The following is a 19,731-nucleotide window of genomic DNA, read 5'->3' as shown; positions in this document are numbered from 1 at the left end:
GACTACAGGGCTTCGGTCGCGATTTCGAAGCGGCCGGTCAGGGCTTTGTGGATAGGGCATTTGCCGGCGATTTCAATCAGCTTGGCCCGCTGCTCCAGGCTAAGATCGCCTTGCAAGGTGATCTGCTGCTGGATCCGGTAGACACCCCCCTCTTCCACATGCTCGATATTCACCTGCACGTCGAGCAAAGCGATGCTTTTGCGTTCGGCGTACATACGCACGGTGATGGCGGTACAGGCGGCCAGCGCCGCATTGAGCAACTGGTGCGGATCGGGTGCACTGGCCAGGCCGCCGTTCTCGGGGCCCGCATCGGCCAGCCAGGCTGCTTCGCCGGCTTGCAGACGGGTCAGGAAATGGCCGTGCTCGGCCTTGCGTGCGGTAACGGACATGGTTAGCTCTCTTGTAAGTATGTTGTAGGCTTTAAGCCAGATCGAACACCAGAACCTCGGCTTCCCTGCCTTCGGTAATGTGCACGTCGCTTTCGTTCACCAGCATAGCGGCATCGCCGGCCTCCAGGGTTTGCCCGTTGACCTTGATCAAACCGCGCACCAGGTGGACATAGGCACGCCGGCCGATCGCCAGCGACAGATGGGCCGCCTCCGCATCGTCGAACAGACCTGCGTACAAGCGGACATCCTGATGCACCAGCATGGCCCCCTCACTCCCGTCGGCATTGGCGATCATCTGCAGCCGGCCGCGCTTGCCGGCGGCATCGAAGTGCTTTTCCTCATACCCGGGGGCGATACCGGTGACGTTCGGCTGTAACCATATCTGCAAGAAATGTACCGCGTCGTCCTGCGAGCCGTTGTACTCGGAATGCATCACCCCGCGTCCCGCACTCATCCGCTGTACATCGCCTGGCTTCAGCACCGAGCCGTTGCCCATGCTATCGCGGTGCGCCAGGCCGCCCGCCAGCACGTAGCTGAGGATCTCCATATCGCGATGCGAATGGGTGCCAAAACCGGCGCCGGCGGCAACGCGGTCCTCGTTGATCACCCGCAGCGCGCCGAAGCCCATATGGACCGGATCGTAGTACTCGGCGAAGGAGAAGCTGTGGAAGGATTTGAGCCAACCGTGGTTGGCATAGCCACGATCGGCACTGCGGCGTAGGGTGAGCATGAGTATCTTTCAAATATTTTGAAGCGACACAGGCATACTAATTACTGCACACCGTCCTATATAGCGAAGATATCTGAGCTAAACATTCGTATTTTTTGAATATTGTAGGCGCATACAAAAAAACCGCCTTTCCTTGCGGATGGCGGCTTTCTTGGCAGCGGCGTCGATCAAGCGGCGTTGCGTGCCTTGCGGCGAGCAACAAAGCCCAACAGACCCAGTCCTGCCAGCAGCATCGCGTAGGACTCGGGTTCCGGCACAGATGCGCCCATGGTATAGCCGTAGCCGTTACTCGATACCAACTCGCCACCAATGGCTTCCAGCCCCAGCTGGAAGGAGTGGGCGCCAACGGTCGAATTGCACAGATAGGCCTGTGCGCAGAACGAATCAACACCGAATCTCGCCGCTAGATCCAGGTTCGTATTTGTCTGCACATTCAGCGTAAAGCTGATCATGCCGTTCCAGTTGGCGGCGTTGGATTGGTCGGGCAATATTTCTTGGCGACCCTTGCCTTCATATGCCTCGTAATTGGTGTACCTGATATTCGAAGCACCTTCGCGCTCCGGCCGCACGAACTCGGCAAAGTGCAAGGAATCGCCGCGTTGACCACCCAATCTTTCGGTCCAGGTAGGGCCAAAGCCGCCTGGCGACGGACGATGCACTTGGGTCAGATCGATCTGGAAAGAGGAGAAGTTCTCACGAATACGCTGAGGCGAGCTATAGAGGCCAGGGTTGACGGAAAGCGCATCGGTATTGAAGACCGAATCATACTTCACCGTAAACTTCAGCTGCGCGGTCGCAGCCGAGGAGTTCACGCGCAGTCCGTCATTGACAAAGGCCTGGGAACTGGCGAACACAAAACGACGATCAGAGGTGGCATTGCCCAGCGTTGCCTGGGTACTGCCCTTGAAGGTAGTGGTAGTCGGATCGAACGTGGCGCTTGCGGACGCATCGCGCTGGATACCGGCACCTGCGATGCTGAGGGAGGAATGCGCGGTGGCGGAAGCGGTTACATTGCTGCGCGTGTCGAAGGCGTTTTCTTGGTTGCCGTCCTCGAAATAGCCGAGTTGGACGGTGGCTGAATTAGAGGCAAATGCGGCTTGCGAGGCGAAAGCCAGGCCCAGTGCCAGGACGATCGTTTTTTTCATTTCTTGTTCCCTGAATTTTTAAAGCGCAGGGATTGTACTGTAGTACTACAAATCAATCAATGCATTGTTTCCAAAGAAGAAAATCGCATTTCTCAACATCCGGAATCGCCGGTCCTGAATAGTTCGCCCGTGCTTTCCCGCAAATTTGTGAAGCGAAATTCTTGCAGAATTATATTATTCACCATTGCAAGCCGGTCTGCGGACTCGTCAGTTCCCCATCGCTCAGCCGGCCGGTATAAACGTGGTAGCCCCGTTCAACCTTCAGGCCGTTACCCAGCTTGGCTTCCAGTACGCGATTGGCGGCGTCCTGCTTGCTCGCCTGCCAAAGCGCCAGGCCTTGTCGTTCGATCCGCTCGGATAGCCGTACTGGTTGTAACGCTGCTCAAATCGCTTGGCCTTGCTCGCATCGCTGCCACGCTGATGGGTTTGGCGCAGCAACCAATGCCTTGTCGTCCCTTATCTCCGCTATATTTAATCCACTAGATCACGTATTAGCTTCGCGTCCCAAGACATTTCGCTTAAAACACGAGGTGCGACCGCATACTCTCTTGGGGAAATTTTACCCCACAGCTTAAGCACCCCAAGGTAAGCCACGCCTCTTACCTCATCATCTTCTTTTTCATCAAAAACATAATCAGACAATATTTTTGTGATTTCTGCGCACGTCCCAGCCCCGTGAATACCTAGGGCAACAACAGCGTCGATCAATGGAGGAAGTACACTTACATCGTCCTCTTCGTCACGAAGGCGATCCAAAAATACAGGATACAACTCCGCCAGTCTCAAGCGAATCCCCGCGCACGCAGCGACCTCTTCTCGCACAGCAGGATCTTCATGCTTTGCCAATCCCTTCAGAACTTGAATCAACTGTGGAGAAGCAGCATTTTTTCCCTTCGCGCCTAGCGCATAGAGTGCATCAATAATATCCCCTACATCTGACTGATTCTTCAGCTCCAGCAAATCCATCTTATTTTCCTCCTAGTGTATTGCGCATTTGCAAGACGGCTGATCTAGCCTCAATGCATTGTTTATTTCAGAACGAACTGCATTGCTTAGGTTGGGATTTTGCAAACTCCCCTCCAATGATTTCTCTCCCGGCCTCCTTGGCACCTTTATCTTCATTCAGGTCTGGCCTTGCGGCGGATAGCTGTAGCTACCCACGCCGGTCTTGCTCAGCTTTTCATCCTGATTCTTATCCTCTTTTGACTCTTCCCCGCTCTTTGTACCGACTAACCGACCAACTCCCTTCGTGCATTGCTCAGCGCATGACACAAAACCTCGAAATCCACTTTGCGCGTAATGGTGGACTCATTCTGGTCGGATCCAGGGAATTCAACCCGCAGATTGTCAACGCCCTCATCCTGGCTTACAAGCGCAACGAACTTATCGTCGATATATATCTCGGCGATGAGTTGCTCAAAGTCCGTATCACTGCACACCTGAATTTTTACTGTATTCGTCATAAATTACCTCGGAGGTTCTAAGAATCCACGGAAGGTTCCACCTGCATCGAATCGCGCCCCGTCCCATTTTGATGGTAAACATCGACGCCACCGAATCGATTGCCAGGTTCGATTCGAGCGTTAGGAGAATTAGTAATTCGATCGAGTACCTGCTGCCCCTGCTCATTCATTTGAACGGGATTACTCGGCAGAAGTTGTATCGGTATGTGCCACCGAAAGGGACGCTGCGCCCTGAACGTCAAAAGCTGCTTACATGTATCTGACCCGAAGAGTTGGTTATGAGGGATCGCCAACTCCAAATTCAGCCTATAGCCGCGGGTTAGTACGGAATGCGGTGAGCTTGGAGGGCGTAGCGGAAAAGACCCGTCGCATAACGAACAGGCTATAGATGGGGACGCTTACTAGCTTTCTGCATCAGCTACCTTTCGATCGAACCATACGTCGCTTTGGGGCGAAAAAAAGCGGTAGCCGAAAGGCAAAGCCAAGAATTTGGCAAGATCGGGCCTTCTAGCGCTGACGTGGTGAGCATGCACAGTTTTCAGCGTGCTGGTGTCACCATTGAAACGATCCGTGGTGAGCCACCAACCTGACATGTGATCGGGCGATGGATATCGAACACCTTCCACTTCGTCGCCTTCATACACTCCGTCTGAAATAACGACTAACTGGTCTAAGCGCGGTGGGGAAAACACAGCATCTACCTTTTGGCAGATCTGATGCTGGTCGCGCCAATGGGAAACAGTGCTACTCACCCCCAAAACAAAATCCGTTGCTTCGGGGTTGTACTCCCAGAATACTAGCCGCCTACGGTCATCTAAATTAACTTTGACAAGCCAATACCCATATTTAACGATTTCGCCGGATTGAATTGCATTGCCAGCAGCTACGTAGTCTCCAAGGAACTGAACAAGCTCCTTGCACTCACTCAACAGCAAAGGGTTATCAACCGTCGCACTGATTTCGTAGCCGGTTTGATCCAAAAGGCCTGCCGTTTGGCACGTCAAGCCTTCGTTAAGCACGGATATCACAATACTCAAATTACACCTCCACCTTGGCGATATTTCTCAACTCTTACTTGCCAATCTGTTTCACTTGGTTTTATTGGTGGCTCTTAATGCCCAAGCATCTCACGCAGCTCTATTAGAATGGAGTTGTCTAGCCAAGAGCGCAACCCATTGACTCCACCCTAAATGCAACATCACGTTCCGTGCCCATCAAATCGCACAAAATTTAAGAACTGCTGGTTTTCCCTCGCGATCTCTTGCTGCTGAGCGGCATTAAATAAATAGACACCCTCTCCGGCTATAGTCTTAGGTAGCGAAAAGCCAACGTTTTGCAATTTCTCAATCGCTAGCGTGCGCCAATAATTTACGGGATAAACGCCTTTCACCGAACCAGCTAACATCTCTTGAGAATTAAACATCCAAACATTTGAGCTCTCAGATTTCGTCTCCGTCGAAAAGAAACCTCGTTTGATCCTCGTCTCACTAGCGGGATTGTAGTCACTGCGAAGCTCTCGGGAATATCCATACACCAAATCCTGGTCAATTGCGAAGCGCTTCATGATCTTCAGCTCGCTGACATAGTGTTCATCAAGCCTTCCAACCACCATGCACTGATACAGATCAGGTTCATTTTTTCCAATCGCCCATTTCCCGATCGTCAGTAAAAGGGCCCCGGTCGTATCCAGCACCTCTAGATATTCAACCCCACCTGCGCTGATTGCTCCCTGGAATTTTGAAATGTTCTTATCAGCCCCATAGTTAACCGCATACGCAACAGGCTTGCTTGCCAGGCATTCGAATATGCTATCAGCAAGCCACTGGAAATCGACTTTGGATGTCGGATCGATTGCCAGATAAAGCTTGGTTAAATTTTGAGGGAGTGCTTTCTTAAATATCATTGTCAGTTACCAAAAATTCGATTTATCCAAACAGCCCAGTTGTTCACTTTTACCGAGGCATCAGTCATTTTTTCCAGATGCATTTTATCCAAATTCCTGGACGCGAGCCGGGCTGGGTTTTCCGTTTTCGACGCACCTTCGATGACTTTTACCGAGCCATTTTTAAATCTCACGCCCACGTCTGGACGAGGGCCGTGTGGATGCAGCATTTCTTTTACCCCGGCCATAAGGCGACGATATCCCAAGACGGCCGGGTATGGAAACGCAACCTGATCCTCCGCCACATGCAGGCGCTTGAGCATGGCCGCATCGGTGCTGACCAGGGCAACAGGGACCATTTCGACGGTGATGCCAATTTTGAGCCTTGCTACGAACTAAACTAGACCAATAAAAAGCAAATTGCGGGAACGCCTAGCGCGGAGAAGAGGTAACTCACGTAGCTCAGTTATAAGCTTCATCATGTTGGATGTCCGTGGAACCACACGCTCCTGTGCCAAAAAACCGAATTGACGCTATATTACTTACCAGAGTGCCAACTTAGCAAAGCTCCGCGAATCACTAATCCGTTCCGAAATGGATATGACGACCAAATTTCTTACTATTGCTTGCAATAATCTGTTTCTGCTCCTGTGCAGAAAATGCCACAACTCCTGATAACTCACCACAACTTTCAGGCAAAATCAACCCTATTTCTTTTATTTTCGTTTCTGCTTTTTTATTCCAGAAATTTATCGGATAAAGTCCCTTAATGGCTCCCGAGTCCATTTCTCCGGGACTTACCATCCAAGCATCTTCCACCATGCCTACCCGTATCGATACTGAAGAAAATAGGCCTGTTTTCATTTTCTCCTCTGTAGCGGGTAAAAAATCCCCCCCTAGAAACCTGCTGTAGCCATACTTCACATCAAAAAGGCTCAACAGCCGCTCAAACAAATTCTTTGATGCACCTGTGTCGACTTGCGAATCAACCAGCACGCATTCATACAATGTATCTGCGCGAAATGCCTTCCCTGCTCTGCCCAGTGACAGAATGGATTTACCATCCTGCCCCACAATATCCAGGTCTTCTAAATCCTCATATTTCATTTGAGCGTTCGAACTATGCAGTGTTGACATAGGCTGAAATTGAGCAAAATTAATTGCATACCGTACTGCGGGCTCTGCAAGCTCACCAAGGGCGCTTTTCACAACCGAAAAATCTACCTCTTCACCCAAAGGGCAATCGAAGTACAACTTCGTTACGCAAACCGGCGGTTTTCTTTTGGAGAAGAACATGGTTAGTTACCGAACACTTTATTTATCCACACAGCCCAATTATTAACGGAGACAGAACCGTTAATACCCTCACGAGACATTTTAACTGCATTTCTCCTAATAAGCTCCTGCGGCACATCCGTCTTTGATGCGATCTCCGTAATCTTGACAGATGTATTTTTATACAGCGCTCCAACATCAGGCCGGGGCCCGTATTTAAGGGTCATTTCCCGCACGCCTTCAAGTAGGCGACGATAACCCAAGTCCAACGTTACCCTTTCCACATTGGGATTTAAAGCATACGCATATGCCACGATTTTCGAGACTGTGGCATGCCCAACCGTTCCGGTGCTTTGCGCGTTGCCAATGATCTTAGAACTGGCATAGGTAAAACCTGCCTTCGCGCCTGCAGCGATCCCGCCGCCCGCAAGGTTAATCGTTGTCTCTGCAGCAGTATCCGGCGTCCAAAGTGACGCTACGACTCCACCTGCGTAGTATAGCGGGCTGCCCGTCTCAAGGTACTTATCGGCGTACCACTGAGCCGCACTGTCCCCTGCCGTTGTACCCGGCAAGTAGCTACCCCATGTGCGTTCTACTTGGCCTGCGCCGTTTTTGCTGCCTTCCGCGCCAGACTCGCCCCCACTTTCACCGCCACCGGTAGCCTCGTGATTCGTACTCGATCCGCTACCGCAATCTTCGGCACAGTAGACCGTTACCCAGTCTCCACCACCATTGGCGGTGAGCGAGCTCGACTCATCTTTCTGACCCCTAAACCCAGTCGGATCGGTCAGATTGGTCGGATTGTTCCAGACATAGCTGTAACGGTTATAGCTCTGGCTATGCTCAGGATCCTGGATGATGGGGTCGGCGCTCATAAAGCGCGCCACCAGCGGGTCATAGACCCGGCCGTTCATATGCACCAGGTCCAAGCCGTCCAGCATCTCGTGACCGGTAAATCCCTTGTTGTCGATCACCCCGTCCACGTTGTTGGCGCTACCATTCAGGTTACGGCGTTTGCCCCAAACGTCGTAGCTCAGCCTTTCCTTGAGCGCGCCGGTCTGGTCGCTGATGGCCACCACGCTACCGAGCCGGTCCACATGGGTCCAGTGCTGCTCGGTGCTGCTGCCCTTGTCGATTTCCACGCCCAAGCCATTCGGCCAATAGGTCTTGATGGATTTGACCGTGCTGCCGATGGTTTCTGCTTCGATTGCGCCGGCGTAGTAGATCGTGGTGCCGTCGCTCTTGATCTGCTTGGCGCGCTGGTGCTCGGTGCCGTAGGCAAATTCGCTGGACGTGCCGCTACCGCAACGACCGTCGGCGTTCAGGCTGCCCGTGGTGATGCAGTGCGGCATATCGAAGCTGGTCCAACTGAGCTTGCGGCCAGCACCTTCGACCAGGTTGCCATTGGCGTCGTAGCGGAAGGCGCCCAGGCTGCTGATGCTGCTGACCGCGTGCGGGCCACCGCTATTGGCGGCGCGCACGGCCTGGCCTTGCGGCGGGTAGGTGTAGGTACCCGCGCCGGTTTTGCTGAGCATATTGCCGATGGCGTCGTAGCTGAAGTCCTGTGCAGACGGACCGATGGTGGCCTTGATCAGGCGGTTCAACTCGTCGTATTTAAACGTTTCCGTCAAGCTGCTGTCCGCCCAAAACTGACTGCGCTGCTCGATGTTGCCCAATTTTTCGTAAAAATAGCTCTCACGCAACTGCATGCCGTGCTGCGGGCTTGTCAGATCGCTTTCACTCAACCGGCCGGTATAAGCGTTGTAGGTCTGGGTCACCTTCAGGCCATTACCCAGCTTGGCTTCGATGACACGATTGGCGGCGTCCTGCTTGGTGGCCTCCCATAGCGCTACGCCCTGCCGCTCAATCCGGCTGAGGTAACCGTACTGGTTGTAGCGCTGATCAAAGCGCTTGGCCTTGCTGACGTCGGTATCACGCTGGTGAACCTGGGATTGCAGCCGGCCCCAGTCGTCATAGGTGGTCGTGCTGGTATAAGCCTTGTCGAGCTGCAGTGTGGTGGTCTTGAGCCGTCCCTTGTCGTCGTAGACATGCGTGCGTTGGTAGTCGCGCTTGTTGTCACGCAGCGTATAGGCTTCGGCGAGTTGGCCGATGCCGTAGACCGCCGTGTCGTAGACCCAGCGGCTTTCCAGGCTCGGTTCGCTGCGGCTGGTCAGCCGGTCGAGATCGTCGTAAGTCGAGCGAGTGACCTGCTGTTTGGCGTCGGTCTGTTTCCAGACCCGGCCGAGCGGATCCACGTCGTAGTGGATGGTGCCGATATCGAGGTCGTTCAGGTCGGTCCTACGACCCAAACTGTCGTATGTGATGCGAACGATATTCTTGCCCGGGTCGATGGTCTGCTTGAGATTGCCGAAAGGATCATAGGCGAACTCGGTGATACCGACCTTGGCATCCTTGCTGACCACTAACCGGCCCAGCACATCGCGGATATCGGTCTTGCGTTGCTTGTTGGCGTTTTCCAGGACGGTTTGCAGGCCTTGGTAAGTCGTCGTACTGAACTGTTCCACGTCCCTGCCAGGCCCACTGCCTTCATTCAAAGTGGCGACCAGCGTCACTCGGTCCAGATCGTCGTAAACGTAACGGCTGGCGAGCTTAGCGACGTTGCCGAGATAGGTCGGTTGATCACTCTGTTGCAGCCGCCCGCGGCTGTCATAGCGGTTATCGGTGACGATAACGTCGCCACCGAAACCCCAGGTCTGAGTACGCAGCACATGGCCGGCGCTGTCGCTATAGACCAGCGTCGGCACGGCAATGCGGTCGGCGCCCTTATAGTGTTCGGTGATGGCGACCTGCGTGGCATTGGAAATCGGGCAGCCGCCGTTGCATTGTTTGAGGTAGCTACGGGTTTCGGTGCCGTCGGGATGCCGTTCGACCCTTTGACGTCCGAAGCCGTCCACGATCCAAAGGGTGACCAACTGATTTGCGTCAGTCAGGCCGGTTTGCTTCCCTGTGCGTGGATCGAACGCCTGCTTCTCCGCATGCCCAAGCGCGTTCTTGACGGTCTCGGCGAAGCGGCCCTTGGTGTCGTATTGCGTCGCTTCGAGTGTGCGGCTGCGGTCGGTATTACTGACTGGGTCACGCCAGGTCTGGCTCTTTCTGGTGACTAGACCATAGGCGTTGCCACTGCGGTCGAAGGTGGTCAACAGTTTGAACTTGAGGCTGGCGTCATCGGGTTCAACGGTTTCACTGGCCGGCAGACCCTTGGCGTCGTAGCCATAGGCAATGGTGCGGCTCAGCGTCTGGCCGTAGGCGTCGGTCTTGGTCGTGACTGTGCGGGCAAGCAGGCCTTGCATCCAAGGGGCATCACTGGCATTAGCGGCCTGGTAAGTATTGACGGTCAGGCTGCGGAAGGTCGTGCCGTTGCCGCTGTTCGTGCTGTCGGCTTGTTTCAGATTGCCCCAGTTGTCGTAGACGTTGACGATCGTGCTACTACCGAGGTCGCTCCAGTCCAGATCGCGGCGCACCATGTCGGACTTTTGTAGGTAGGGGAAGACCGTGCTCTGCCCATTGGGCTGTCGCAGCGTCAACGCACTCATGCTGAAGGTCGCGCGGGACAGCGCGTTGCCATTGGCGGTCAGGCTGCTTCTGGCATAGGGACGACCAATGGTCGGCCAAGCTTGGCTGAAAATTTGGGTCGTGCCGATACCAACTGCCGGGTCGTTCACCGTCTGACTGGTGAAGCCTAGAAATCCGCGGCCAAGCAGGTCGGAAGCTGCGTCGGTGTAGGTGTAGCGGCTTTCCTTCCAATTGCCTTGGCCGGTACTTTGCCGGGACACTTGGACCAGCTGGCCGACGCCATTCACACGGGTGTTTGGATAAACGACCGGATCGGCGCTAACGGAATAAACCGCCCTGTCGTTTTGCGCGGCATACTCCACCTCGGCAAGAGGCACTACGTCATTGCTAACCCGGATGATGCGATCAATGCCCTGCGGTGCCTGAACCGTGTAACGTTCCCAATTCGGCGTGCCGGCACCCCGGTAGGTAACGATATCGCTCCGGCCATCACCATCGAAATCGCCATAGAGGTAGTTATTGGCCAAGGTAGGCAGATCTGGCCCATGCCAATTTTCCGGGGCGGCGACAGGCCGGCAATTGAGCGCGCGGTTGCGGAGTATGCAGCTTGCCAATTGTCCGCTAGTGGACTTAGTCAGTAGCTTAGGCTGCTTCTCTCCCTCCAGATCGACGATATTAGCCAGACCCGGCAGGGTCGAAACGTCGCTGCAATCGACGCGGCCAACCAATCCGGTGCCATAGCAGAGGGCATAGCGCGCCTTACCAACGCTATCGAGTGTCATCACGGCGAAATCGGCATAACCATCACCATTCAGGTCGCCCACCCGGCCGCCGAAGTGATCCCCCCGGCTGAGTACAACGATTTTGAATACACCGGGGAATCGGGTCGCAATCGCTTGCCCATCGCACTGGAAGCCAGTCGGTTGGCTGAGACAGATGGTGCCATCGGACATGATGTAGTCCCTGATCCCATCACCATCTACGTCGCCACCGGTCGTCGCCAGGTCGCTGCCGCTCGGAATCACGCTGCTGAGCGGGTCGATTTCGACGGCATCGAGATCCAGCAGCGTCGCCACGCCATTGTATGGGCGGCAATTCAATCCTTGGTCCGATACGGCACAGCGCTTGCCATTGCCCTCCTTGGTCAATACTTCGTCGCGGCCACGTCCATCCACATCGGCCACCAGACCTGTCAGGGCAGGATTGGTACCCAAGTTGAATTCGGCCGCACAGACGACTTGGTTATTGGTGACCCGGCACAACTTGCCGAAATAGAGCTTGCTGCCCGCATCTTGGCGCAAATCGATAAAGGCTGTTCTACCGCTACCATCGAAGTCGCCATGAATCAGCTGATGCGGCACCTCCCATGCGCCATTCTTAGGTAGTTTGATGGCACTTGGTGCATAGGGCAGGCGGTTAAATCCATTGCCCTGGGCGAGATATACGCCATCGTCCCCCAGCAGATCGCTTTTTCCATCACCATTGAAGTCAGCTACCACGACTCGTGCCCAACTAGCTGGATCGTACGGCGTCAGTCCGGTTGTGGACGTGGCAATGGCTGGTCCTTGACCTTGTCCCTGGCTGACAAAACTTGGCGCATTCGTGGGCGCTTCTCCCCAGGTAAAGCGCGTAGCCGGCAAGCATTGACCGGCCGCACAGGCTTGAACCGACTTCAGCAGGCTGCGTCCAGAGGAAGGGCTAAGGTCGTACTGCAGCTTGAGCGCCTGCGCCGGCACGCCGCCACTGCCATCGGCGGCTGTGTCGGTAAAGGTCTGGATGCTCGCTAAGCGTTTACGAAGATCGATGCGGCTACCGGCCAAGTAGCGGATATCGGCGTCCGGCCGTTCAGCATTGCCATCGCTGTCGGTACCGTAGGCGAACACCACTTTGGCGTAATGCGCTTGGTTGGCAGCAGCATTGCCGCCCCAGCGAATGGTCGCGGGCAAATGTTCACCGGTGACAGCGTTCTCGCTGTATTGGTAATCAATGGCATTCCCGGCGCGGTCTTCGCTTCGGCGCAGCATCCAAGCATGCGCGAGCCCATCCGGCCGACCCTGGCCTTCGACGTAGCTATCGGCGCTATCGCCGTAGTACAAGGTCCGGCCTTCTTTCTCTTGCACCTTGAAGCCGCGCTTGCCATTGCTGACCAGCGCCGTGATGCGCCTGAAGCTGTCGATTTCGGTCCGGTACTCGGCGGTGTCTGCCCAGTAGTTCGCATCACTGAGCGGCAGGTTGACCAGGACTAGACGCTGTCCGTCCAGACATAGGCGGTCGGCTTGGTTGAAGCGCATGGCGCCCGGTTCACCATCCTGGATGATGGTCTTAGCGCAACGATGGATGTTGGAGAAGCCGTTCAAGCGCCAGCCCAAACCAATCAGACTATTGCCGGCCCGACTACTGTATTGGAGGCTCAGGCTGGGTACCATTCCTGCCGTGCCCGGCGGAACCGCAATCGGCAGGCTATAGCTGGCCGCGCCGTCGGCGCCGACACCGAATTCGCCTGGCAGGCTGCCGGCATCCACCCCGCCAGTGATCAGACTATCTACATAGCTGGAAGCGAAGCTGATCTTGACGGGCGTATCGCCACCGCCACCCTGGCTGGCCGTAACGGTCACCGCAACCGGCGCACTGGTGGTCACGCCACCCAGGCTATCCACCAACTTGGCCGTCAGATTGGCATAGTTACCCACCGGCACCGCCATCCAGCTGTAGCTGTAAGGGGCGCTACTGTCTTCGCCCAGCTTGGTGGAGCCGTTGTAGAACTCGACACGGGTAATGCTGCCGCTGCCCACGGTGGCCGTGGCATTCAAGGTGATGCTGGCCGGTGCCGTCAGGGTCTTGCCGGCTTCCGGGCTGCTCAGGCTGATAGTCGTATCAGAGATGACCTGCACGTTGCGATGGGCCGCATACAGCGTGGTATTGCCTTGCTGGATACGCGCAGCGATCAGATACGGTGCCGCACGAGGGGCGACCCCGCGCTTGGTGACATAGCAGGTACCCGCTTCACTATCGGCCGTGACGCCTTGCGCCTTACCCAGCCATGCCCCGTCGAACAGGAAGGACACATCGTCGCAACTCCCCGTGCCATTGCTCAGCTTGATCCGCATAAAGATATCGGACACGCCCTTGTACACCGCCCCATCGGCCGGGGTGGTCAGGGCAATGCGCAGGCTGCCCGGCATGGTGCAGTTGCGGTCCTCGCAAGGCAGTACCAGGCTGCCGCTGGGGGCGGTGGCCTGCACGAAGATCGGGCTGCCGGCGTAGCTGCTGGTATAGGGGCTGAGATCAAAGCGCAGGCTGTGGCCGACGCCGGGGGTGCCGCAGGCGGCTTGCACGGCGGCGTTGTCCAGCTCGTCGCTGAGGTTGGCCTGGGCGGTGCCGATCGGCGTGCCGCCCAGGGCTTGGGTGGGGCGTTCAGAAAGACCTGGTAGCTCATGGCTTGCGCCGTGCCGGCCTGGCAGGTCCAGCCCACCAGTTGCGCCTTGCCGTCGGCACTGCTGCGAATGCCGCTCAGGCTGCCCAATAGCGGGCTGGTGGTGATATTGACCGGGAACGGCGTGGAGTCGGTGCTGGCGCCCTGGTTGTCGGTGGCGCGCAGCTTGAAGCGGTAGAAACCGGCCGGCAGATTATGGACATGGCTCAAGCTGGCGGTGGGCGTCGTACCCGGCACGGTCTTGAGGGGGGTGGCGCTATAGCCGCTGCCGCTATCGAGCAGCAGTTCCAGCTTGGCCACTTGGCCACCGACATCGGCGCCGCTGCCGGTCAAGGTGATGGCGGCGGTCTGGCCGGCCACAATCCGGACATTGCTGGGACTGGCGCTAAGCGTGGCGGTGGGCAGGGCCGGATTGACGCCGGCCACCGTGTTGAGGATTTCGACACTGCTGGTCGAACCGCCGAGGCCCGTAGCGGTCCAGGTGCAGCGCGAGGGGTAATTGACCCAGGCCGCGCTGGCGGTGCCGGGACTTGTGCCACTGGTCGCCAAGGCCAGGTTGCTGACGGTATAGCCGGTACCGCTGGCGGTACAGGTTAACGACACGGCGGTGGCGTTGGTGGTAGACCAGCTGGAGGTATACGCCTGCCCCGCCGTCATGGTGGTGGGGTTGCGCTGTACCGTGATGGTGGGTGCCGGTGGATTGACCGTGGTCAGCGTTTCTACTCTGCTGCTGGAACCGCCCGGACCGGTAGCGGTCCAGGTGCAGCTTGACGGATAGCCGACCCAGGCGGCGCTGGCGGTACCCGGCGCGCTGCCGCTGGTGGCCAAGGCCAGATTGCTGACGGTGTAGCCGCTACCGCTGGCGGTACAGCTCAGTGATACGGCGGTCGCATTGGTGGTGGACCAGCTGGCGGTATACGGCTGCCCCGCCACCATGGTCGCGGGCTGGAGTTGCGGGGTGATCGTGGGGGCCGGGGGCGGATTGATGGTGGTGAGGTTCTCCACCGTGGAGGTGCTGCCCTCGGGACCGATAGCGGTCCAGGTGCAACGCGAGGGGTAGCCCACCCAGGCGGCGCTGGCCGTACCGGGTGCGCTGCCGCTGGTGGCCAAGGCCAGGTTGCTGATGGCGAAGCCGGTGCCGCTGGCGGTACAGGTCAAGGACACCGCGGTGGCATGGGTGGTGGACCAGCTGGAGGTGTACGCCTGCCCGACGATCATCGTCGCGGGGCTGCGCTGCACATTGATGGTCGGCGGGGCAGCCAGGACCGTGACGCCCACCAGCAAGGCACCTAAACGTGCCAGCCAATCCGTACCACGTGTGTTGCCCAGTACCGCCAAACGATGTGCCACGCCTGCTTTGCGCATTTTGGTTCTTTTCGATAAATCAATGTGATAACGCGCACAACGGGGACGACGGCACGCCCGGCCAAGCGCCGGGGCGCGGAATATATACGAGCGGGATTGGGGTGGGCAAGTGGATTATTGCGGCGCAGCATACTGTTACAAGATATCAATGCGGCAGAAACGGCCTGCAGACTGGGTTTACACCGAAAAAAAACGCAGTATGTGTCAGCGTTAAAGCGGAGATTGTCAGCCCAATCCTAGCGGCTTCGCGCATTCCCAAAAAACCACCGGCCACCCGTCCCACTGCAGCCAATGTAAGCAAACCGTGGAATAATGGAGCCATCCAACTACGCAACACTCAGGGAGCATGCCAAGTGAAAAAGACCTACGGCGTGGCCATCAAACAACGCACCGAGCAAATCAAGCCGGTTCCGATGGACTTGGGCGTAACAGAGGGCTCGCGAGTAGTATTGGGTGCAGCCAAACGAGTTATCTCGACGCACGAAAAAGTACTCAAAGCCTTGGCGAAGCGATGAATGCGAAGGCACTCATCACCGCCAGCAAGGTAGCCGAGATTCATGATTTGATCTTGGCAACCGAGCCAGGACTACAAGGCGACCATGGCATCGGACCCTTGGAAGGCGCCCTTGCCCGAGTGGAGAATCGTATCGAATACGAAGCGCTCGACGATGTGTTCGAGATCGCCGCGATGTATGCAGTCGCGCTGGCCAGGGGCCATGTGTTCAATGATGCGAACAAGCGAACCGCACTCGTCATGGCACTGACTTATTTGTCACTTCAGGGGGTCGATATGCCTCGCTCGGAGGTGCTTGAGGACATCATGGTCGATGTCGCTTCAGGCGAATTGGATCACGACGAGCTGACCGTCTTGCTGTATTCGATAGCGTCTTAAAAAGGGCATCAAGCAGGCCCGTTCGGCTAGTCGGGCGACCAATCGCGATGATTACACCAAAGCAAGCACACTCCTCCGCTGGTGAAGATGTCCACCGCCCACTATTGGTCGGGCCGAAGCGGCAGCACTTCCTGCCCCAGTTTTACCTGGAAGGGTTTACAAGCGACGGGCGGCTGGCGGTATACGACCGTAAGCAAAACAAGTTCCGGCTAGAGCAGCCGAAAAACACAGCGGTCGAGACGCAGTTCTATACGGTGCGGGATGCCGACGACCGGCCTCGGTACGAGGTCGAAGCGATGCTCTCCGCCTTCGAAAGCAAGGCCGCCCCGATAATTGGGAAATTGGTTGCCCAAAAGCAAATCGATGACAATGAGCGCGCAAACCTGGCCATATTCGTCGCACTCGCCGCAATGCGTACCCCCGACTTCTTTAACTCCCTGGAGCTTTTCAGGGAAGCTAGGATTCTCGACATTACGAAGCAGCTCTACGCCGAAGTGGATGCAGTAGCTGCCACTTTACGTAAAAATCCGCAATTCGCCGATTTGTCTGACAAAGACATTCATGAAGACGCTAAGCTCATGGTCCAGATGGCCCAGAACGATGGCTTGGAGGTCGGGGTCAATAAAAACTGGACTGTAAAAAAGGCCATCGATACGGCCTTCAATGTTGCCCCTCTTCTCAAGAGTCGCGACTGGATAGTCTTCGTTCGGGAAAGTGATAAGAAGTCCTTCATTACCTCGGATGCGCCAGTGGTCCTCATCTCCGAAGGTGCATCGGCAAATGGCTTCTGCGACGTTGGTTATGGCAGCGCCAAGGCGATCATTCTATTTCCCCTGACGGAATCCTGCATGCTCGTCATGCGTGGAAATGGAGGCAATCTGAATTGGGTGCCTGCAAATACCGATGCCGTTCGGCTACTCAATCTGAGAGTCGCTAGCCAGTGCAAGAGCTATATCGTAGGGCGCGACGAAGCGCTGTTGCGCTCGCTGGTCGAGAATCTGGCTCTCTCCGGCAAGAAATGGCAGCCAAAGATGCAGGCGCAATAAGCCGCTTCAGCCTTTTTCCTCACTCGAAGTAAGGCCTAAGCCAGAACAGCAAAGCAGCCGCCGGAATCGCCGCCAAGGCATCGTCCAGCATCACCCCCACACCACCCTTGATGCGCGCATCGAACCAGCTGATGGGCCAGGGCTTCCAGATATCGAAGAGGCGAAACAGGGCAAAGGCGGCAGTCCATCCCAGCACCGTCGGGGGAGCCAATGCCAACAAGGGCAGCATGGCAACGATTTCGTCCCAGACGATGGCGCCGTGGTCGGATACGCCCAGCGCACGCCCGGTCTTGCCACAGGCCCAGATGCCCAAACCGAACAGCGGCAGCGCCAGCAAGGCGATGGCGGTTGGCGACAAGCCGAGCGACAGCAAGGCATAGAAAGGCATGGCCGCCAGGGAGCCGAAGGTGCCGGGCGCCTTGGGTGCAAGGCCGCTGCCGAAGCCCAGCGATAGAAAGTGGGCCGGATGGGACAGCAGCAGGCGCAGGTCGGGTTGGCGGATGGCGGGCATGGCTCAATCGTTGAAATGGTTGAAACCGGCACTGGCCAGCCGCAAGGCTTGGCCATTGGCATCCAGCAAGTGGACACCCCGGCCCGTCGAAAAGTTGCCGATACGCGCCAAGGGCAGGGCCAGGCGCGCACCCAGCGCGACTATGGCCGGACGGGCTTGGACCGGTGCGGTGAAACAAAGTTGGTAGTCGTCGCCGCCGGCCAGCAGGCAGTGGTCGAATTGCGGCAGGGCGCAGGCTTCGTCGCTCAAGGGCGGCAGCGGCAGATCGGCCAACTTGACGGTGGCGGCCAGGCCGGAACGCTGGGCGATATGGCCCAGGTCGGCCAATAGGCCATCGGAGACGTCGATGGCGGCATGGGCCAAGCCGACCAGGGCATGGCCGAGGGCGATCTGCGGTTGCGGTCTATCCAGCCGTTCGGCGCAATAGGCCAGGTCGTCCTCGTCCAGGCGTAATTTGCCGTAGCGGTGGCACACCGCCATCGCGGCGGCACCGGTGGGTCCGGACAGCCAGATATCGTCGCCGTCGCATGCGCTATCGCGACGCAGCGCCTTGCCTGGCGCGACTTCGCCGAGTATCTGGATGGAGATGGTCAAGGGCCCGGAGGTGGTGTCGCCGCCGATCAGTTCGACGCCGTGCTGCTCGGCCAGCGCGAACAGTCCTTCGGCGAACGCTTCCAGCCAGGCGGCGTCGGCGCGGGGCAAGCTGAGGCAAAGCGTGAACCAGCGTGGAATGGCCCCCATGGCGGCCATATCGGAGAGATTGACGGCCAGGCTTTTCCAGCCCAAGGCGACGGGGTCCACATCGGCAAAAAAATGGCGGCCTTCCACCAGGGTGTCGGCCGAGACCGCGATCTGCATGCCGGCGGTCGGTGCGATCAAGGCGGCATCGTCACCCACGCCCAAAACACTGTTTGGGGTGGGACGACTAAAGAATCGGCTGATCAGCGCGAATTCGTCCAATGCCATGCTAGTCCCGGTCCAAGCGGCGGATCCCGGGTCAGCGCCGCTTGTTGCGGCCGGCGGCCACTTCGTCGGCGCGGACTTCCAGCGCCAGCTTGTCCAGCACGCCGTTGACGAAACGGTGGCCATCGGTGCCGCCGAAGGTCTTGGCGATCTCGATCGCTTCGTTGATGATCACGGCGTAGGGCGTTTCCGGCTTATGCAGCAGCTCGAATGCGCCGACCAGCAGGATGGCGCGTTCAACCGGGCAGACATCGATCTCGTCGCGGTCCAGATGCGGCGCCAGGGCGACTTTCAAGGGCTCGGCATCGCGCAGGGCGTTATAGAAAATCTCGCGGAACAGTGCCTCGTCGGCCCGCACGAAGCTGGTACTGCTGTCGCGCAGGAAGCGCTCGATATTGGCCACGCCGTCGCCGGTCAACTGCCATTGGTAGAGGCCCTGCACCGCGAATTCGCGCGCTCTGCGGCGCGAGGATTTCTGCGGGGTCTTCTTGGCTTCGGGGGTCTGGTTCATTGGGGTTCCTATTAAAGAGCAAGCGCGGCCGGGGGCCGCGCGGGGATTGTTCGAATCGGCCGGGCGGATCAGCGTGCCAGCTGCCGCAGCGCCTGTTGCAATCGGGCCATTTCCACCGCGACACGGGCAGCATCGCCACCCTTTTCCCGCATGCGCACCAGGGCTTGTTCGTCGTTCTCGGTGGTCAGGATGGCATTGGCGATGGGAATGCCGAAATCCAGGCCCACCTGGGTCACGCCCGAACCGGATTCGTTGGAAACCAGTTCGAAGTGGTAGGTCTCGCCGCGGACGATGGCGCCCAAGGCGATCAGCGCGTCGAAACGGCCCGATTTCGCCATGGACTGCAATACCAGGGGGATTTCCAGCGCGCCCGGCACACTGCTCAATAGCAGATCGGCATCGGCCACGCCCAGCGCTTGCAAGGCTTCGCGACAGGCGGTCAGCAAGCCGTCGCAGATATCGCTGTTGAAGCGCGCGGTAACGATGCCGATACGCAGACCCGCGCCATCAAGGTTGGATTCGATTTCGGGGATGGATGCAAAGCGGGCATGACGGACCTCGGCGGCGCGCCGGTAAGCGCTAGATCATTGAA

18 protein-coding genes are annotated in these 19,731 nt (G+C 57.4%); 3 read left to right on the top strand and 15 right to left on the bottom strand.

Translation table 11 applies throughout. The features are described from left to right. Positions 1 to 2: 2 nt before the first annotated feature. The 11 genes from FNU76_RS19935 to FNU76_RS24715 form a co-directional block, all read right to left on the bottom strand. Positions 3 to 389 carry an OsmC family protein gene (locus tag FNU76_RS19935; protein ID WP_144279826.1) on the bottom strand — a complete coding sequence of 129 codons (387 nt, stop codon included), beginning with the start codon at positions 387 to 389 and terminating at the stop codon, positions 3 to 5. 31 nt (positions 390 to 420) lie between these two features. Beyond that, positions 421 to 1,119, bottom strand: coding sequence for a pirin family protein (locus FNU76_RS19930; protein ID WP_144279825.1), 699 nt, complete (start codon positions 1,117 to 1,119; stop codon positions 421 to 423). Between the two features lie 167 nt (positions 1,120 to 1,286). After that, on the bottom strand, positions 1,287 to 2,264 hold the full coding sequence (locus FNU76_RS24720) for a PEP-CTERM sorting domain-containing protein (RefSeq protein ID WP_223879109.1): 978 nt from the start codon (positions 2,262 to 2,264) through the stop codon (positions 1,287 to 1,289). A 471-nt stretch (positions 2,265 to 2,735) separates the two neighbouring features. Further along, positions 2,736 to 3,230 carry a HEAT repeat domain-containing protein gene (locus FNU76_RS19920; protein WP_144279824.1) on the bottom strand — a complete coding sequence of 165 codons (495 nt, stop codon included), beginning with the start codon at positions 3,228 to 3,230 and terminating at the stop codon, positions 2,736 to 2,738. Positions 3,231 to 3,493: 263 nt separating this feature from the next. Next, positions 3,494 to 3,727 carry a hypothetical protein gene (locus FNU76_RS19915; protein ID WP_144279823.1) on the bottom strand — a complete coding sequence of 78 codons (234 nt, stop codon included), beginning with the start codon at positions 3,725 to 3,727 and terminating at the stop codon, positions 3,494 to 3,496. Between the two features lie 401 nt (positions 3,728 to 4,128). Continuing rightward, positions 4,129 to 4,755 carry an immunity protein Imm33 domain-containing protein gene (locus FNU76_RS19910; protein WP_444542088.1) on the bottom strand — a complete coding sequence of 209 codons (627 nt, stop codon included), beginning with the start codon at positions 4,753 to 4,755 and terminating at the stop codon, positions 4,129 to 4,131. Between the two features lie 170 nt (positions 4,756 to 4,925). Continuing rightward, positions 4,926 to 5,630 carry a hypothetical protein gene (locus tag FNU76_RS19905; protein WP_144279822.1) on the bottom strand — a complete coding sequence of 235 codons (705 nt, stop codon included), beginning with the start codon at positions 5,628 to 5,630 and terminating at the stop codon, positions 4,926 to 4,928. 2 nt (positions 5,631 to 5,632) lie between these two features. Then, entirely contained in the window at positions 5,633 to 5,932 is a 300-nt protein-coding gene (locus FNU76_RS19900) for a hypothetical protein (RefSeq protein ID WP_223879107.1), read from the bottom strand. A 256-nt stretch (positions 5,933 to 6,188) separates the two neighbouring features. Further along, a complete protein-coding gene (locus FNU76_RS19895; RefSeq protein WP_144279820.1) occupies positions 6,189 to 6,905 on the bottom strand; it encodes a hypothetical protein in 717 nt (238 codons plus the stop codon). Between the two features lie 2 nt (positions 6,906 to 6,907). Next, positions 6,908 to 13,525, bottom strand: a complete 6,618-nt coding sequence (locus FNU76_RS19890; RefSeq protein WP_223879378.1) for a SpvB/TcaC N-terminal domain-containing protein — start codon at positions 13,523 to 13,525, stop codon at positions 6,908 to 6,910. A gap of 47 nt (positions 13,526 to 13,572) precedes the next feature. Further along, the gene (locus FNU76_RS24715) at positions 13,573 to 15,216 is read right to left on the bottom strand and encodes a hypothetical protein (RefSeq protein WP_223879106.1); all 1,644 of its coding nucleotides are present in this window, start codon (positions 15,214 to 15,216) and stop codon (positions 13,573 to 13,575) included. Positions 15,217 to 15,569: 353 nt separating this feature from the next. Here FNU76_RS24715 and FNU76_RS24190 point away from each other — a divergent pair, with 353 nt between their 5' ends. Genes FNU76_RS24190 through FNU76_RS19880 form a run of 3 tightly spaced genes read left to right on the top strand, consistent with a single transcriptional unit; the run spans position 15,570 to position 17,154 of the window. Beyond that, positions 15,570 to 15,731, top strand: a complete 162-nt coding sequence (locus FNU76_RS24190) for a hypothetical protein (protein WP_179958205.1) — start codon at positions 15,570 to 15,572, stop codon at positions 15,729 to 15,731. Next, complete coding sequence (locus FNU76_RS19885) at positions 15,728 to 16,108, top strand: type II toxin-antitoxin system death-on-curing family toxin (RefSeq protein WP_144279818.1); 381 nt, start codon at positions 15,728 to 15,730, stop codon at positions 16,106 to 16,108. Before FNU76_RS24190 ends, FNU76_RS19885 begins: the two co-directional genes overlap by 4 nt. 47 nt (positions 16,109 to 16,155) lie before the next feature. Continuing rightward, positions 16,156 to 17,154: a DUF4238 domain-containing protein gene (locus tag FNU76_RS19880; protein WP_144279817.1), complete on the top strand. Its 999-nt coding sequence runs from the start codon at positions 16,156 to 16,158 to the stop codon at positions 17,152 to 17,154. A gap of 19 nt (positions 17,155 to 17,173) precedes the next feature. On the opposite strand, the gene FNU76_RS19875 is transcribed toward FNU76_RS19880, so the two are convergent. From FNU76_RS19875 to ribH, 4 genes are all read right to left on the bottom strand, one after another. Further along, a complete protein-coding gene (locus FNU76_RS19875) occupies positions 17,174 to 17,665 on the bottom strand; it encodes a phosphatidylglycerophosphatase A family protein (protein WP_144279816.1) in 492 nt (163 codons plus the stop codon). A gap of 3 nt (positions 17,666 to 17,668) precedes the next feature. Beyond that, on the bottom strand, positions 17,669 to 18,631 hold the full coding sequence (gene thiL, locus FNU76_RS19870) for a thiamine-phosphate kinase (RefSeq protein WP_179958204.1): 963 nt from the start codon (positions 18,629 to 18,631) through the stop codon (positions 17,669 to 17,671). 31 nt (positions 18,632 to 18,662) lie between these two features. Beyond that, positions 18,663 to 19,139 carry a transcription antitermination factor NusB gene (gene nusB, locus FNU76_RS19865; RefSeq protein ID WP_144279815.1) on the bottom strand — a complete coding sequence of 159 codons (477 nt, stop codon included), beginning with the start codon at positions 19,137 to 19,139 and terminating at the stop codon, positions 18,663 to 18,665. 68 nt (positions 19,140 to 19,207) lie between these two features. Beyond that, positions 19,208 to 19,672, bottom strand: a complete 465-nt coding sequence (gene ribH / locus FNU76_RS19860; protein WP_144279814.1) for a 6,7-dimethyl-8-ribityllumazine synthase — start codon at positions 19,670 to 19,672, stop codon at positions 19,208 to 19,210. Positions 19,673 to 19,731 lie beyond the last annotated feature (59 nt).

The organism is Chitinimonas arctica, from assembly GCF_007431345.1.
GTDB classification, from domain to species: Bacteria; Pseudomonadota; Gammaproteobacteria; order Burkholderiales; family Chitinimonadaceae; genus Chitinimonas; species Chitinimonas arctica.
Note: the sequence above shows the minus strand (reverse complement) of the source record. Positions and strands in the feature narration are given on the sequence as shown.